Genomic DNA, 15,113 nt, shown 5'->3' with positions numbered 1-15,113 from the left:
TGATATGATAAAAAAACAGAAAACTAGAATAGTGGAGGAATGAATATGAGATTAGTAGATGAAATTTTAGCACATAATGAAAAATTTGTAGCAGATAAAGAGTTTGAAAAATTTGAAACAACAAAATTTCCTGAGAAAAAGCTTGTCATCTTATCTTGTATGGACACTAGATTAGTGGAGCTTTTGCCACAAGCAATGAACATTCGAAATGGTGACGTAAAGATTGTGAAAAGTGCTGGTGCCATTGTTGCTCATCCTTTTGGAAGTATCATGAGAAGTATTTTAGTCGCTGTGTATGAATTAAAAGCAGATGAAATCTGTGTAGTAGGTCACCATGATTGTGGAATGAGTAAATTAAATTCAGAATCTTTCTTATCAAAAGCAGTGGAACGCGGAGTTTCCTCTGAAAAAATTGATACAATTAAATATTCTGGAATAGATTTAGATCAATGGCTAAAAGGCTTTGAGAAAGTTGAAGATAGTGTTCGTGATAGTGTAGAAACAATTAAAAATCACCCATTACTAGTAGAGAATATTCCAGTGCATGGTCTTGTTATAGATCCTGCAACAGGAAAACTTGATGTTGTTGTAAATGGATACGAAGATTAAGATAAGAAAAAGCTATGAAAAATTTCATAGCTCAGACTGTCGACAAAAAGGGTTTGGAATGTAATACATTCCAAACCCTTTTTGCGATTTTATATTAATTTCGTTCAACTTTTATGAAAAAGAGACTCTTCGAGTCTCTATATTATACTATTACTGGACCTTTCCAATTCCAGTTGGCCATCTTCTTTAAGTTCATGGCAGCAAAAGTAAGCATCGCCTGCATTGTCAATTTTTTGAGTCCCCTCAAAGTTGTCCAACGCATCCCATGCTTTTCTTTGGCATCTGCAAATACACGTTCAATTGTTTCTTTCCGTTTTGCATATATCGGTTTTACATCTTGATGATGACGTAGATGGTCTGCCTCTTCTACGTATTCTTGCCAGATATGGCGCGTCACCACTTTTTGGTGATCTTTACTCTCTGTACATTGAGCCAATAATGGACACGTTGCGCAAATGTGATTTGGAGATTTGTACTCTCTATATCCCTCTTTAGTTGTTGTAGAGTATTTCAAGATTTCCCCAGCTGGACATAAGTAACAATCGAAGTGTTCATCATAAACATATTCATGTTTTCGGAAGAATCCATCTTTTGTACGTGGTCTTGTGTAAGGTACTGCTGGAATAATATTGTTTTCTATTAAGTACTTTGTAATCGCTGGAGTCTTATAAGCAGCATCTGCAGCAACAGCATTTGGTTTTCCTATTATCTCGCTTACATCTTCAACCAATGGCTCTAACATTTGACTGTCATGAATATTACCTGGTGTAACATCCACGCCTAATACAAAACCTTTGCGATCTGCTGCTGCGTGAAATGAATAGGCAAACTGTTTTGTGCGTTCGTCTTTAACGTAGTAACCACTTTCTGGATCAGTTGTACTTTCCTTGATTTCTTTTGATTCTGCCTTGTCAAACTTATCTGGTGGAAAAGGCTTTTTCCCATGATCTTCACGATCTTGATTAATCTCTTCTTGAAGACGCTCTTGGTAAGCTCTTGTTTCTTTCCGTACGACCTTCTTTTGAAATTTATGCTTATTAGCACTAGCTTTTACATGAGTAGAATCAATGAATATGTGTTCTGCACTAATAAGGTTTTTCTCGGCAGCACTCTTTAATATACGATAGAATATTTGTTCAAATATATCTGTATCTTTAAATCTACGTTCGTAATTTTTCCCGAAGGTAGAGAAGTGCGGCACTTTATCATGGAAACCATAGCCCAAGAACCATCGATAGGCCATGTTTGTTTGAACCTCTTCAATTGTCTTTCGCATCGAACGAATACCGAAGGTATATTGAATGAAGGTTAGTTTAATCAGAATGACTGGATCAATACTCGGGCGGCCTACTTCAGAATACATATCTTCCACTAAGTCATAAATAAAAGAGAAATCAATCGCAGCCTCTATTTTGCGAACCAAATGGTCCGCTGGTACAAGTTGATCTAAAGCGATCATTTCAATTTGATCTCGTTGTATGGAATTATGTTTCGAAAGCATATTTATCACCTCAAGATTTTCTTAATACAAGTTTAAATTAAAAAAGACTGTAAGCAAACTCAATTTTTTTTGAGTTTGTCTACAGTCTGAGCTATGAAAAATTTCATAGCTTTTTTTCTTGTTTTTCCGGTACTAGATCAACACCACCGGGATGAAACGGATGACATTTTAAAATACGCTTTATCGTTAAATAACTTCCTTTAAGTACCCCAAACCTTTGAAACGCTTCGAGTCCGTAATGTGAACATGTTGGGTAAAAGCGACAGGTAGGTGGTGTAAGGGGCGATATAAATTTTTGATAGAAACGGATACCGGAGATGAAAATTTGCTTCATAACTTGTTGACCTCACTTTTAATAATGCAGTTTTTCATAACTAGAATAGTTGATCATTCGCCATTTTTCATTCATGTGTTACAATATAAACGAGCATAGTATGCTAGTCTATTAACATTATAGGAGTGAAAAAGATGCCTTCAGTAGAAAGCTTTGAATTAGATCATAATGCCGTAAAGGCACCATATGTTCGTCATTGTGGCGTTCATAAAGTTGGTAGTGACGGTGAAGTAAATAAATTTGATATTCGTTTTTGTCAGCCAAATAAACAGGCGATGAAGCCTGATACCATTCACACGTTAGAGCATTTACTGGCTTTTAATATTCGTGAGCATTCAGAAAAATATGATCACTTTGATATTATTGATGTTTCACCAATGGGATGTCAAACAGGCTATTATTTAGTTGTAAGTGGAAAGCCAGAAGTAAGTGAAATCATTGATCTTTTAGAAGATACTATGAAAACTGCTGTTGAAATTACGGAAATTCCAGCAGCTAATGAAAAACAATGTGGTCAAGCAAAGCTTCATGACTTAGAAGGAGCAAAGCGTTTAATGCGTTTTTGGCTTGATCAAGATAAAGAAGAATTAGCCAAAGTATTTGGTTAAGAAAAAAACGGTGTTCCAAATGGGACACCGTTTTTCATTAGTCTTCTTTTCTATAACTTAAACTAGCAATCGCATCGTGTAAATGAATAGATTCTTCGTTACGACATTCTACTGTAAATGCCTGTACAAAATCTAATTCATATAAGTCAGCAGCAACAAGTCTAACCATATCTTCCACAAAACGAGGATTTTCATATGCAGTTTCTGTTACAACCTTTTCATCTGTACGCTTAAGAACAGGGTGTATCATTGCACTTGCATTTGATTCAGCTGCTTCTAATAGTGCTGCTTTCCAATCTGTTTTTTCATCATAACCCTCAGTAAACTCCACGTTCATTGTTACGAATCCACGTTGATTATGCGCACTATATTCGCTAATTTCCTTAGAACATGGACAAAGTGTTGTGATTGCACTAGTTAAAGAAGCTGAGCTTGTAAATCCAACACCATCTTCGTAGGTAACAGAAACAGTAGCTTCGGCATGATTTAATCCTACTAATTCTGAGCTTGGTCCTTTGCGTTCATAGAACCAAGGGAATGTTACCTCTATACTTGCGTCTTTTTGCTTTAGACGTTCTGCCAATTCTTTCGTAAAATCATACAGATTTGAAAGAGTAAGAACAAATCCTCCATTTTGACGGTATTGCTCAAGCTGTTCAGTAAAACGGCTCATGTTTGTGCCTTTTGAATCATATGAAATTTTACTTGTCATTTTAAAAGTAGCAATAGTCGTTTGTTCCTTTGGCAGTAAGTCAGAATGAATAATGATAGGATGTTTAACATTACTAATTCCTACAGCGTCTATAGTAAAAAGAAAATCTTTTTTTGTGTTTTGTAAATCAGGCATCTGCTCTTTTTCTGTGGGTTTTAGCTTTACTCCTGGTTCAACAGAGCCGAATAAACGGTGTCGTTCCTTTTTTGGTGGTAAATTTATCTTTCTTGTCATTTTAATCCCCTCTCACTTACTCGATATTGAGAGTATACTGTAAGTCAATAGAAAACTTCAACGAATAAATCTCTGGAATGTGTTGGGATGTGTCGAATTTTAGTAAAAGAACTAGAATGAAAAAAGAATGTAAAGAAAAGTTCATAATTAAAAAGACATAATCTCGCAAGAAAACTAGTATGATATAGAACAAAGATTAATAGGATAGGAGTTCAAAAATGAATAAAATCGTCATACCACTATTTCGTGAATTTATTGCTCTCGGGTTAATAGGTTTATTTTTTTACTTATTCCTATTTGTTGATTTTCAGGATCTATCATTTAACATTCCTTCAGAATTATTAACAGTCAACACGATGTTTTTAAGTATTCTATTAGAAGCGATACCCTTTATTTTGTTAGGAGTTTTTGTTTCAGCGCTTATTCAAACATATGTTTCTGAAGATTTAATTAAAAGAGCATTGCCTAGAAATGCGATTCTTGCTCTTTTGCCAGCAGCATTACTAGGAGCTATTTTCCCTATTTGCGAATGTGCAATTGTTCCGATTGTAAGAAGGTTGATGAAAAAGGGAATGCCGTTACATATTGGGGTAGTCTTTCTGGTTGGGGCACCGATCTTAAATCCAGTTGTATTTGCTTCAACCTATTATGCCTTTTCTTCAGAGCTTCATATTGCTTATGCAAGAATGGGGTTAGCGTTTGTTTTGTCGATTGTGATCGGGTTTATCATTTATCTTTTGTTTAAGAACACCAATCAATTAAAATGGACGAAAGAGGATGTAGTAGTAGAAGGGAATACTAATCAAGAAGAAAAAGTAGGAAAGTTAAAATCTACGTTATTTCATGCAAGTGATGAATTTTTTGAAATGGGAAAATTTTTAATAATGGGGGCATTAATCGCCAGTCTTTTTCAAACATTTCTTGATCGTACTCTGTTGACTGAGCTTGGAACGAACGAGTTCCTTTCTCCTGCATTAATGATGGGGTTTGGTTATATTCTATCACTATGCTCTGAAGCAGATGCCTTTGTTGCAGCTTCTTTTGGTGGTACATTTACTGCCGGTTCATTACTTGCTTTTTTAGTATATGGTCCAATGCTTGATTTGAAGAATACAATTATGCTTTTTGCTTTCTTTAAAGCAAGGTTTGTTGCAGCGTTTATTCTAGTCGTTACTATTGTTGTTTATATCTCTATTATTATTTACCAGATTCTATTTTTATAAGTAAAGGAGGTTTAGAGATTATATGGAAAAACAACATGCGCAGTATCGATTTCAACTATATATCCGAGGAATTATATTAATTGGATTTACCTTATTAATGCTTAAGTTAGTCATCACAGGAAATATGGTTCATTTTATTGCACCAAAAATGATGCCTTTTATGAATTTTGCAATTATTGTTTTTGCCCTGTTAGGTGCGATCCAAATCTGGAGAAGTGGTTCTAAAAAGCAAGCTGAGCTTTACTGTGATTGTGGAACAGACCATGCTGTTTCATCTTCTCCAATAAAAACGCTACTTGTTTATTCCTTATTTGTTTTTCCTATTATAACTGGATTTTTATTTCCAGATGTTGTGTTGGATAGCTCTGTTGCTGCCAAAAGAGGATTTAAGACAAATCTAGAAGAGCAAGATACATCAAAGGCTGAGGCTTACTTAAGTGATCCTGAAGCTTATTTGAATGAGTTAGATGAAAGTGTAGGAAATAAAGTTGCGCAGTCTTCCAACATTCCGGATGTACCACTTGAACACCCTGAAGGATTTGAGGTTCAGGAAAAACCAGTGGACTTTTATGCACAACTTGAGCAGAAAATGCTTGAAATGGAAACCATTCAATTTACTGAAGAAAATTTTATAGCAATGACCTCGATACTTGACGAAAACCCTGATAAGTTCGTTGGAAAAAAGGTAGAGATGTTAGGGTTTGTTTTTAGAGAACATGATTTTAAAGAAAATCAATTTGTCATCGCAAGGTTTGGTTTATCATGTTGTGTGGCAGATGCATCAGTGTTTGGAACATTGGCAACATCTCCAGAAGCAGAGACATTGGGTGATGATCAATGGGTGAAACTAACTGGTACAATTACAACAGTAAAGTATCAAGATTGGACATTACCTTCAATTGAGGTTTCCGAAATTGACCGTGTTGAACAACCGGAATCACCTTATGTTTATGAAAGTTACTAAAAGGCTAAGAGAAAACCCACGCAATTTATTGATTTTGCGTGGGTTTTTCTTGATCTTTCTCTTGTGTTTCTTGATTGTTAACTGGCTTTTTAATTGGATCAACAGTATGTTTATATTGATAGGCTTTTCTTGTCGTTAAAAGGCTAAGCAAAAGCACAATAATGACAATGATGATGCAGATAATAAAAACATTTTTCAATACATTATCCTCCCAAAAAATCTTCCTCTACTTATTCTATTACTAGTTATCATATCATGAAAGATCTAACATGTTTATACAATGTTTTTAGTATGTTCAGGCGTTTAAAGTAGAAAAACTGGGGTAAAGTACTAGTAGATAATAAAGGAGGAATTAAGATGTCAGAGAAACTAGTAACTACAGTAAATAAACAAATTGCCAACTGGACGGTGCTTTATGTAAAACTACATAATTATCATTGGTTTGTTAAAGGGAAAAACTTCTTTACATTGCATGAAAAGTTTGAGGAGTTCTATACCGAAGCAGCTGTCCATATTGATGAACTAGCTGAACGCTTATTAGCTCTTGAAGGAGCACCGGTTGCTACAATGAGAGAAAGCTTAGAGCTTGCTTCAATTAAAGAAGCTGATGGAAGTGAAACAGCAGAACAAATGGTTCAAAACATCTACGATGATTTTAGTGTGTTAGTAGATGAGCTAAAAGAAGGAATGGATTTAGCTGGTGAGGTAGGAGATGAAACAACTGGTGATATGCTATTGGCTATTCATCAAAGCTTAGAAAAGCATAATTGGATGTTAAAGTCTTTCTTAGGAAAATAAGCAGAAAGCAGGTGATGTGATCATCGCCTGCTTTTTTCACTGTTAAAGCTCTCTATCAGCAAGGTCTTCAGAAAGCTTCTCTGAAAAATATGGAATCATAAGAGAGTGCAGGTCTTCCTCTGATAGAGTATTGAGCCAAGAGAGCATGTCCTGCTTGCTTGTTTTTTCTAGGATTGATTTAACATAGGCATACACATCTTCTTCATCTGCGCGGAATTTACTAAGCTCTGGATTTGTAAAAAGTTCAATGTTCACAGTATTGTCCTCCAGTTTTTAATCGTAGCTTCTTCGTATTTTTTGTTATTAAGAGTAGAACTATTCTAATTAATATCTCGCTGAATATTACAAAGAATATGAACAAAACATAACATAAGGATAATTGAAGGAGTTGTCGACATGGAGAATAATAAGAAAACGTATTATATTACGGTGGGAAGTGGGCAAATTTCACAGTTAAGTACAGCTTCTGCATGGGATTTTAAAATAGAGGCAACCGATGAAGAAATCGTTCAGCTCAGGGAGTATTTCGATCAAGTATACTCAAGCGATTTTCAAGGTTTCCTTCGCTCACATACACCATATGTTCAGTACCATTATGATCGAGAAAATGATGCAATTGATGATACGAATATGAAAATATATCGTATGATTTATGAGCTAGGTGATGAAGAGGCAAAAGAGCATATTCGGACAAATCAGCTCATGTCAAAAATTAATGAACAAGAATAAACCGTTATACAGAGTTTTGACATTGTGATAAGATTTGTTTATTAGGAAAAAAATAGAGGGATTAACATGTACCGATTTATAGATTATTATCACAATGAAGTTGTTTTATCTTTTGATGATCATCCTTTTTCGAAAGATCCCAAACATGTTTGGGTTGTTTGCCGTCATCAAGACCAATGGTTGCTAACAAAGCATTCTGATCGTGGATTTGAATTTCCGGGAGGAAAGGTTGAGGACAATGAAACGGCCCTTGAAGCAGCTATTAGGGAAGTGAAAGAGGAGACAGGTGGAATTGTTAAAGAAATAGAATATATTGGCCAATATAAAGTAAAAGGTAAAGAAAAGGTTATCGTAAAGAATATCTATTTTGCTATGGTTAATCAATTAGTTGAACAAGATGGCTATTTTGAAACATTTGGACCTGTGTTACTTAAGGAACTGCCTGAAGGGATTCAAAAGGATAAAAAATTTAGTTTTATCATGAAAGATGATGTATTACAAAGAAGTATTGAGGAAATAAAAAGAAGATTAAAATAGAGGCGGCAAACGATGAACCCTCAAGGAGCAATGAGGGAACATCGTAGTCAGCCTCTTTTGTCGTTTTTAATCAATCGTTTCTCCAGCAATTCAACGCCCTGGTACATAATAGTAGCAAAAAAGGCAATAATGATTAGGCTCAATAAGACAAGAGTGAAATTAAATACTTGGAATCCATAAATGATCATATAACCCAATCCTTTTGCTGAAACAAGAAACTCCCCTACAATTACACCTACCCATGATAACCCTACATTTACTTTTAGAGTCGAAACAATTGTAGGAAATGAAGCTGGTAAAACGGCTTCTTTAAAGGTTTGGAATTTGCTCGCTTTAAACGTTTGCAGCACCTTAATATAATTTGAATCTACTTCTTTAAAAGACGTGTACACAACGATTGTTGTAATGATAACCGAAATAATTGTCCCCATTGCAATGATCGAAAAAAAACCAGGACCTAAACCTACGATTAATATTGGACCAAGAGCCACTTTTGGCATAGCATTCATTATAACAAGGTAAGGATCAAGTATCTTTGATAATCTTGGTGACCACCATAAAATCGCTGCAAGTAGTGCACCTAACGCTGTCCCTAATATAAAGCCAAGTACAGTTTCGAAAAGAGTCACACCAAGGTGAGAAAGTAGGGTTCCGTCATTTATTTTCGTAAGGAATAGCTTCCATATCTTTGAGGGTGAGCTGAAAAGTAATGGATCAATCCATTCTCTTTTGCCCGCTATTTCCCAAAGTCCAAAAAAACAAATGAAAATTAATAGTTGATAAAATCTGATCCACTTTTTTTCTCGTTCAAGACCTCGTTTATAATTTCTATGAAGGAGTTCAATGCTTTCATTCTGTTTCATTCTGATCCAGCTCCTTCCATATTTGCTGAAATAATTCTGAGAACTTTGGATGCTGTCTTGCATAAAATGGAGGAAGCTCGCGAATTTCTTTAGGAATTAAATAGGTTCTACTCAGTCTCCCTGGTTTAGCTGAGAAAACAAATATTCTGTCACTCATTGCAATAGCCTCGCCTATATCATGTGTGACAAGGATTGCTGTTTTATTAAAATCCTTTAACGTTTGAACAACAAGATCTTCAAGTTTCAGTTTTGTTTGATAATCAAGAGCAGAAAAGGGCTCATCAAGTAATAAAATCTGGGGATTTGTCGCTAATGTACGCACAAGAGCTGCCCGTTGTCTCATTCCACCTGAAAGTTGGCTAGGGAACTGTTTTTCTACTGAATCAAGGCCCATTTTCCTTAATAAATCTAATGTTTTTTCAGTAGTTTCAGGTGTTTTTTGATTAGTTATTTTCAAGCCTAATGTGACATTTTCTTCGATGGTTTTCCAAGGAAATAAATAATCCTGTTGAAGCATATAGCCAATTAATTCATCAGGTTTTGTAATAGGTTTATTTGCAATACTTACCGTACCCTCAATAGGTTTAATAAGGCCGGCAATAATTGATAATAATGTTGTTTTGCCACAGCCGCTAGGACCAAGGAAGGAGACAAATTCCCCTTCCTCGATAGAAAGTTGAATACCTTCTAAAGCAACTGTCGCCGAGTCTTTTGTTAAATAGATGTGGTGAACATGATCGACGAGTAAAAATGACATAATAGCTCCTCCTTACTTGCTTGATACTTCTTCTGCAAAAGAGGTATTAACAAGTGTTTCGTGATCGACTCTCATAGGCAGTTCCCCAGCTTCATCCATAATGTTTTGGAGATTTTCCCACTCTTCAACATCCAATATCGGATCGGTTGCAAATGAGCCTTGTTCTTTGTATCGTTGTACAACTGTTTCAATCAACTCTAGTTCTGTATCTTCGAACTGAGGAGCGATGGATTCTGCAATTTCTTTTACACTTTTTTCTTGAACCCATTGCTGTGCTTTATAAATAGCGGTTGTAAATTTCTTTGCAGCCTCCGCGTTTTCATCTAAAAAGCTTTGCTTGCTCATAAACGTTGTATAAGGAACCTTGCCGGATTCCGTACCAAATGAAGCGACGATATGGCCTGTGCCTTCTTTTTCAAAAATACTGGCTGTTGGTTCGAAAAGCTGAACAAAATCTCCTGTACCAGAAGCAAAAGCGCTTGGAATATTTGCAAAATCAACATTCTGAATGAGATCAAGGTCTGTTTGGGGATCGATTCCATGCTCCTTTAACACGAACTCCCCGACCATTTGCGGCATTCCGCCTTTCCTTTGCCCTAGGAAGGTACTGTCTTTTAGTTGTTCCCATTCAAAATCTTCAATTTTTTCTCTACTAACAAGGAAGGTTCCATCTGTTTGAGTAAGTTGAGCAAAATTAATGATCGGATCATTTGAGCCTTGTGCATGCACATAGATAGATGTTTCTGAGCCAACTAAGGCAATATCTGCGCCGTCTGAGAGGAGAGCGGTCATTGTCTTATCTCCACCCCAAGTTGTTGTTAACTTCACGTCAAGTCCTTCTTCCTCAAAGAAACCTTCCGCCATTGCAACATATAAAGGGGCGTAGAAAATTGAGTGTGTTACTTCGGCAAGATTAATCGTTTCAACCTTTTCCTGACTGCATGCAGAAAGGGGTAAAACAATTAATAACGCAACACAAAAATACAACAGCCATTTTTTCATGTCATTAACCTCCTTGATGTATATCACCTTTTTTGACAAGCAAGTAGAATAGGGTTTGGATGAATAGTAAAAATAACTAAGGTTTCGCCTTTAGAATTGGCGATAAACTGAGTTTTCTAATAAGATGATGTAGAAACGTGTATTCTCTTGTAATGTATGAAATGTGATTTCTAAAGAATATAGGATAATTTATGATCTTTTTAAAAATGTGTGAATGCCTAGTTATGTATTTTGGGGAAAGGTAAAGAAATAGAACAAAAGAAGAAAGAGTGATTGTAAGATGAATGGAGAAATTATTAGTAAGATAAAATATCCCTCACCTAATCCAAACATTCATTTATGGATTGTGACATATCAGTCCGAACAGTTAAAAATAAAGGGCTTACTAGCTGAGCCTGTACGTGAAGGTAAATACGAGGGATTATTGTATTTACGTGGCGGGATTAAAAGTGTGGGAATGGTGAGGATAGGCAGGGTCATTCAATTCGCCTCTGAAGGATTTGTTGTGATGGCTCCTTTTTATCGTGGAAATCAGGGGGGAGAAGGAAACGAGGATTTTGCTGGAGAAGATCGCTATGATGCTATTTCTGCAATGGAAATTCTAAAACATCATCCAAAAGTCCAGCCTGATAGAGTGCATGTGTTCGGATTTTCAAGAGGAGGGGTCATGGCCTTATTAGCAGGTATTATCGCTGAAGATATTCGTTCTGTTGTTACGTGGGGTGGTGTAACGGATATGGTCTTAACTTATGTTGAACGGGAAGATTTACGTAGGATGATGAAAAGAGTGATTGGTGGTACACCAACAAAATTTCCAAAAAGATATGCCTGGAGAACACCTTTATATGAATTGGACAAGCTACACGCACCAACTTTAATTATTCATGGTGTAAAAGACAAGAATGTATCAGTTGAACATGCTTACAGGCTAGAAAAACGGTTAAAGGAGCTAAATAAACCAGTCGAAAGTTGGTACTTTGAACAATTTACACACTATTTTCCTCCGAAAATAAATCGTGATACATTACAAAGACTTTGTTTATGGATGAAAAAACAATAAGAGGTTGATTTTACTAAGTTTTATAGGTGTGATAAAAAAGCTCTGGTGGTATTATGAGTATAAGTTCAAGTAGAAAGAGGAGGGGTCCTATATGGGAATGCCAATGGAATTTAACACAATGATTGTGACAAAGGGAAAAGAAGTCCGTATTGATGAAAATACCTTTGAGTTATCAAAGGATGGATATCGAGTTTACCCAATAGATATACCGATTGAGGTAAGAAAAACAATGAGTGGTGAAGTAACTGGACAAGCTGTGGTTCAGAAATTAGAATTAACGAACATTAAAACAATTGTCACGTATCAACTTATCAACTTAAATTCAACCAACTAATACATAAAGCCAGGTAATTGAGGGTATCTCATTACCTGGCTTTTATTCGGCTTTAGGAACAGGTGTATCATCAGCTTTTCTTACAAAAGCAATGAAGGTTCTTACGATAAGAAAGGTTATTGTGATTGATGCAAAGCTTGATAAACTGTTCCAGCCTTTTTTGAATTTGACTAATTTTGTATTTACTTCAAGCCAATGTTCAACGATAGCCATTGGAATGCTGAAATAAAACACTTTTAAAAGAATCATTGGGATACTAGAGGATTTCGTTAATTGATTGTAATACACACAAGATAGAGGAAACAACAAATAATCATAGATAAAGCTAATATCAAAAGATTTAAATAGTTTTATTGGGTATTTTATATAACCACGATGAATGAGAAGATTGTCCATTATAGAAGAAATATACCCTTTAAAAAGGAAGATAATTAACCAATCCTTCATAGGTGGCTTTTTAATAATTTTAATGACTGAAATAAGCCCAAATACTAATAGAAATTTAAGTGTGTTCTTTTCAAACTGGTGTTTTCTCACGATCATCCCTCCTAATATAGAAAGTTTGTCCTAACTTTCGTTAAAATATTGAAGCACTATAGGAAGAGGTAAAAAACCAAAGAAAGCCCATCATATGATGAGCTTTAAAACACACTAGTTATAACGAATTGGGCCTCCCAATTTCTCGATATCGTTAGATAAACTATTGAATTTCTTGAAGTTATCTTTAAATTCTGTAGCTAATTCGATTGCTTTGACAAGGTATTCATCTTGAGAGCTCCATGTTTTGTGTGGCTGTAATACATCATCAGGAACCCCCGGTACATGAATTGGAATATTTAAACCAAAAACTTCATCCTTTACGGTTTCAATGTGATCAAGGTCACCTTCAACTGCAGCCTGAACCATAGCTCTTGTATACTTGAGATTCATCCGTTTACCAACACCGTATGCTCCTCCGGTCCAACCAGTGTTTACTAAGAATACTTGAACTTCATGTTCATCAATTTTTTGTCCAAGCATGTTAGCGTAACGTGTTGCTTTAAGTGGCAGGAATGGAGAGCCAAAGCAAGTAGAGAACGTAGTTTCAGGAGCTGTTACGCCACGCTCTGTTCCTGCTAATTTGCTTGTGTATCCACTTAGGAAGTGATACATTGCCTGTTCTTTTGTTAACTTACTAATTGGCGGTAATACACCAAAAGCATCTGCAGTTAAAAAGACAATCGTTTGTGGATGACCAGCAATACTTGGAATAATGGCTTTGTCAATAGCAGTTAGTGAGTAGGCAGCCCGAGTATTTTCTGTGAAAAAGGAACTGCTGTAATCTGCTTCTCTAGTGTCATCATCAACAACGACATTTTCAAGAACAGATCCATATCGGATAGCATTAAAAATTTGTGGTTCTTTTTCTTTCGTTAAGTTGATACACTTTGCATAGCAACCACCCTCAATATTAAATACGCCAGAAGTAGACCATCCATGTTCATCATCACCAATTAAACGACGGTTAGGGTCAGCAGATAACGTTGTTTTCCCTGTGCCGGAAAGTCCGAAAAACAGGGCAACATCACCTTCAAAGCCAACATTTGCTGAGCAATGCATAGGGAGAATATTATTTTCAGGTAATAATAAATTCATAACTGAGAATACAGACTTCTTCATTTCGCCAGCATATTCAGTGCCACCGATTAAAATCGTTCTTTTCTCAAAGGAAATGATAATGAATGTTTCTGATTTTGTACCATCAACTTCTGGATCAGCTTTAAAATGCGGGGCTGATAAAATGGTAAAAGGTAGTTCCTTTGACTCGTTTTCTTGTTCTTGATCTTTAATAAACAGTTGGCTTGCAAAAAGATTGTGCCAGGCAAACTCATTTATAATTTTTAGAGGTAACTGAAAGCGAGGATCAGCACCTGCAAATCCATCAAATATAAAGATTTCATCTCGTTTCTTAAGGTGTGAGATCATTTTACTGTATAAGCGATCAAATGCTTCCTCTGAAATAGGCTGATTTACTGGACCCCAATTTATTTTACTTTTTACTGAACTTTCGTCTACAATAAACTTATCCTCTGGTGATCTCCCGGTATAAGCTCCGGTTGTTGCTCGAATTGCACCTGTTGATGTTAATAACCCTTCTTTACGTTCAAGTACTTTTTCAACAAGCTGTGCAACTGATAAATTATGTTTAGCATTCTCCCCATTAACAAGCTGATTAAGCTCATTTGTGATATCTGTAATATTCATCCCCATTACCTTCCTTCTAGAAAAGAATAATTTCCCTTATGTTGATAATTAGTATAACACATTAATTTTAATAAAACATACTATTTGATGATTTGCTATCATTAAATTTTTGAATTGAAAAAATATTTTGCTATTAGAAAAACTTAAGCTTTGTACAACACATCACACTAGCATAATGTAGAAAAACAATTGATATTTATATTTCTATAGGGAATGGGACACAATAGTGATAGACATCTATCAAATATTTTAATAAATCAATGGTAATAGTTGTCGATTTTTGTTGACACCAATAGGTTTGTGCGCTATGATATGTCCTTGAACGGATTCTCTTATCCCGAGCTGGTGGAGGGACAGGCCCTATGAAACCCAGCAACCTGCTATCAAAGGAAAGCGGCGACTGTGCACTAATTATATAGTTTTATTTGAGTAATTTTTTTGCCTGACCTAAGAAAAGCACGTTATGAATCAAAACTCGTTTTGATTCATGTTGTGTTTTTCTTAGGTCAGGAATGATGCGAAAGCATCATTCAAGCAAGCGACAGCTTGCTTAGGGCAAAAAAAACCCCAATCGTGGAACTATGTTAAACCGACGCACTTTAGA

19 protein-coding genes are annotated in these 15,113 nt (G+C 35.7%); 9 read left to right on the top strand and 10 right to left on the bottom strand.

The window, feature by feature from the left end:
• Positions 1-45: 45 nt before the first annotated feature.
• Positions 46-609 (top strand): beta-class carbonic anhydrase, encoded by a 564-nt coding sequence (locus LPC09_RS19525; RefSeq protein WP_098794905.1) that lies wholly within the window; start codon positions 46-48, stop codon positions 607-609.
• Between the two features lie 142 nt (positions 610-751).
• Here LPC09_RS19525 and LPC09_RS19520 read toward each other — a convergent pair whose 3' ends face one another.
• Complete coding sequence (locus tag LPC09_RS19520) at positions 752-2,110, bottom strand: IS1182 family transposase (RefSeq protein WP_231308068.1); 1,359 nt, start codon at positions 2,108-2,110, stop codon at positions 752-754.
• 103 nt (positions 2,111-2,213) lie between these two features.
• A complete protein-coding gene (yidD, locus tag LPC09_RS19515; protein WP_098794906.1) occupies positions 2,214-2,444 on the bottom strand; it encodes a membrane protein insertion efficiency factor YidD in 231 nt (76 codons plus the stop codon).
• A gap of 134 nt (positions 2,445-2,578) precedes the next feature.
• On the opposite strand from yidD, the gene LPC09_RS19510 reads away from it, so the two are divergent.
• Positions 2,579-3,052, top strand: a complete 474-nt coding sequence (locus tag LPC09_RS19510) for an S-ribosylhomocysteine lyase (RefSeq protein WP_098794907.1) — start codon at positions 2,579-2,581, stop codon at positions 3,050-3,052.
• 37 nt (positions 3,053-3,089) lie between these two features.
• Here LPC09_RS19510 and folE2 read toward each other — a convergent pair whose 3' ends face one another.
• On the bottom strand, positions 3,090-3,998 hold the full coding sequence (gene folE2 / locus LPC09_RS19505) for a GTP cyclohydrolase FolE2 (protein ID WP_098794908.1): 909 nt from the start codon (positions 3,996-3,998) through the stop codon (positions 3,090-3,092).
• 218 nt (positions 3,999-4,216) lie between these two features.
• Here folE2 and LPC09_RS19500 point away from each other — a divergent pair, with 218 nt between their 5' ends.
• On the top strand, positions 4,217-5,221 hold the full coding sequence (locus tag LPC09_RS19500) for a permease (RefSeq protein ID WP_098794909.1): 1,005 nt from the start codon (positions 4,217-4,219) through the stop codon (positions 5,219-5,221).
• A 22-nt stretch (positions 5,222-5,243) separates the two neighbouring features.
• A complete protein-coding gene (locus LPC09_RS19495) occupies positions 5,244-6,185 on the top strand; it encodes a TIGR03943 family putative permease subunit (protein WP_231308067.1) in 942 nt (313 codons plus the stop codon).
• A 25-nt stretch (positions 6,186-6,210) separates the two neighbouring features.
• Here LPC09_RS19495 and ytzI read toward each other — a convergent pair whose 3' ends face one another.
• Positions 6,211-6,384 carry a YtzI protein gene (ytzI, locus tag LPC09_RS19490; RefSeq protein WP_098794911.1) on the bottom strand — a complete coding sequence of 58 codons (174 nt, stop codon included), beginning with the start codon at positions 6,382-6,384 and terminating at the stop codon, positions 6,211-6,213.
• A 158-nt stretch (positions 6,385-6,542) separates the two neighbouring features.
• Here ytzI and LPC09_RS19485 point away from each other — a divergent pair, with 158 nt between their 5' ends.
• Positions 6,543-6,983, top strand: a complete 441-nt coding sequence (locus tag LPC09_RS19485; RefSeq protein WP_098794912.1) for a Dps family protein — start codon at positions 6,543-6,545, stop codon at positions 6,981-6,983.
• Positions 6,984-7,025: 42 nt separating this feature from the next.
• Here LPC09_RS19485 and LPC09_RS19480 read toward each other — a convergent pair whose 3' ends face one another.
• Positions 7,026-7,238: a DUF6154 family protein gene (locus LPC09_RS19480; protein ID WP_231308066.1), complete on the bottom strand. Its 213-nt coding sequence runs from the start codon at positions 7,236-7,238 to the stop codon at positions 7,026-7,028.
• A 141-nt stretch (positions 7,239-7,379) separates the two neighbouring features.
• Between LPC09_RS19480 and LPC09_RS19475 the strand changes: the two genes are divergently transcribed.
• Together LPC09_RS19475 and ytkD are read left to right on the top strand one after the other, a co-directional pair.
• The gene (locus LPC09_RS19475; protein WP_098794914.1) at positions 7,380-7,712 is read left to right on the top strand and encodes a hydrolase; all 333 of its coding nucleotides are present in this window, start codon (positions 7,380-7,382) and stop codon (positions 7,710-7,712) included.
• 66 nt (positions 7,713-7,778) lie between these two features.
• On the top strand, positions 7,779-8,249 hold the full coding sequence (gene ytkD / locus LPC09_RS19470) for an RNA deprotection pyrophosphohydrolase (protein ID WP_231308065.1): 471 nt from the start codon (positions 7,779-7,781) through the stop codon (positions 8,247-8,249).
• Positions 8,250-8,296: 47 nt separating this feature from the next.
• Here the strand turns inward: ytkD and LPC09_RS19465 are convergent, their stop codons facing one another.
• Genes LPC09_RS19465 through LPC09_RS19455 form a run of 3 tightly spaced genes read right to left on the bottom strand, consistent with a single transcriptional unit; the run spans position 8,297 to position 10,871 of the window.
• A complete protein-coding gene (locus tag LPC09_RS19465) occupies positions 8,297-9,112 on the bottom strand; it encodes an ABC transporter permease (RefSeq protein WP_231308064.1) in 816 nt (271 codons plus the stop codon).
• On the bottom strand, positions 9,099-9,869 hold the full coding sequence (locus tag LPC09_RS19460) for an ABC transporter ATP-binding protein (protein ID WP_231308063.1): 771 nt from the start codon (positions 9,867-9,869) through the stop codon (positions 9,099-9,101). The genes LPC09_RS19465 and LPC09_RS19460 overlap by 14 nt, the downstream gene beginning before the upstream one ends.
• Positions 9,870-9,881: 12 nt before the next feature.
• Entirely contained in the window at positions 9,882-10,871 is a 990-nt protein-coding gene (locus tag LPC09_RS19455; RefSeq protein ID WP_231308062.1) for an ABC transporter substrate-binding protein, read from the bottom strand.
• A 280-nt stretch (positions 10,872-11,151) separates the two neighbouring features.
• Between LPC09_RS19455 and LPC09_RS19450 the strand changes: the two genes are divergently transcribed.
• Both LPC09_RS19450 and LPC09_RS19445 read left to right on the top strand, forming a co-directional pair.
• Positions 11,152-11,931 (top strand): alpha/beta hydrolase family protein, encoded by a 780-nt coding sequence (locus tag LPC09_RS19450; protein ID WP_231308061.1) that lies wholly within the window; start codon positions 11,152-11,154, stop codon positions 11,929-11,931.
• 91 nt (positions 11,932-12,022) lie between these two features.
• Entirely contained in the window at positions 12,023-12,265 is a 243-nt protein-coding gene (locus tag LPC09_RS19445; protein ID WP_098794920.1) for a DUF2584 domain-containing protein, read from the top strand.
• Positions 12,266-12,307: 42 nt separating this feature from the next.
• Here the strand turns inward: LPC09_RS19445 and LPC09_RS19440 are convergent, their stop codons facing one another.
• Together LPC09_RS19440 and pckA are read right to left on the bottom strand one after the other, a co-directional pair.
• Positions 12,308-12,802 (bottom strand): CBO0543 family protein, encoded by a 495-nt coding sequence (locus LPC09_RS19440; protein ID WP_231308060.1) that lies wholly within the window; start codon positions 12,800-12,802, stop codon positions 12,308-12,310.
• Between the two features lie 114 nt (positions 12,803-12,916).
• Complete coding sequence (gene pckA / locus LPC09_RS19435; RefSeq protein WP_231308059.1) at positions 12,917-14,509, bottom strand: phosphoenolpyruvate carboxykinase (ATP); 1,593 nt, start codon at positions 14,507-14,509, stop codon at positions 12,917-12,919.
• Positions 14,510-15,113: the final 604 nt, after the last annotated feature.

The sequence above is a fragment of the Metabacillus sp. B2-18 genome, from assembly GCF_021117275.1.
Classification (GTDB): domain Bacteria; phylum Bacillota; class Bacilli; order Bacillales; family Bacillaceae; genus Metabacillus.
The sequence above is the reverse complement of the archived record's forward strand: the minus strand, read 5'-3'. Positions and strand labels throughout refer to the sequence as shown.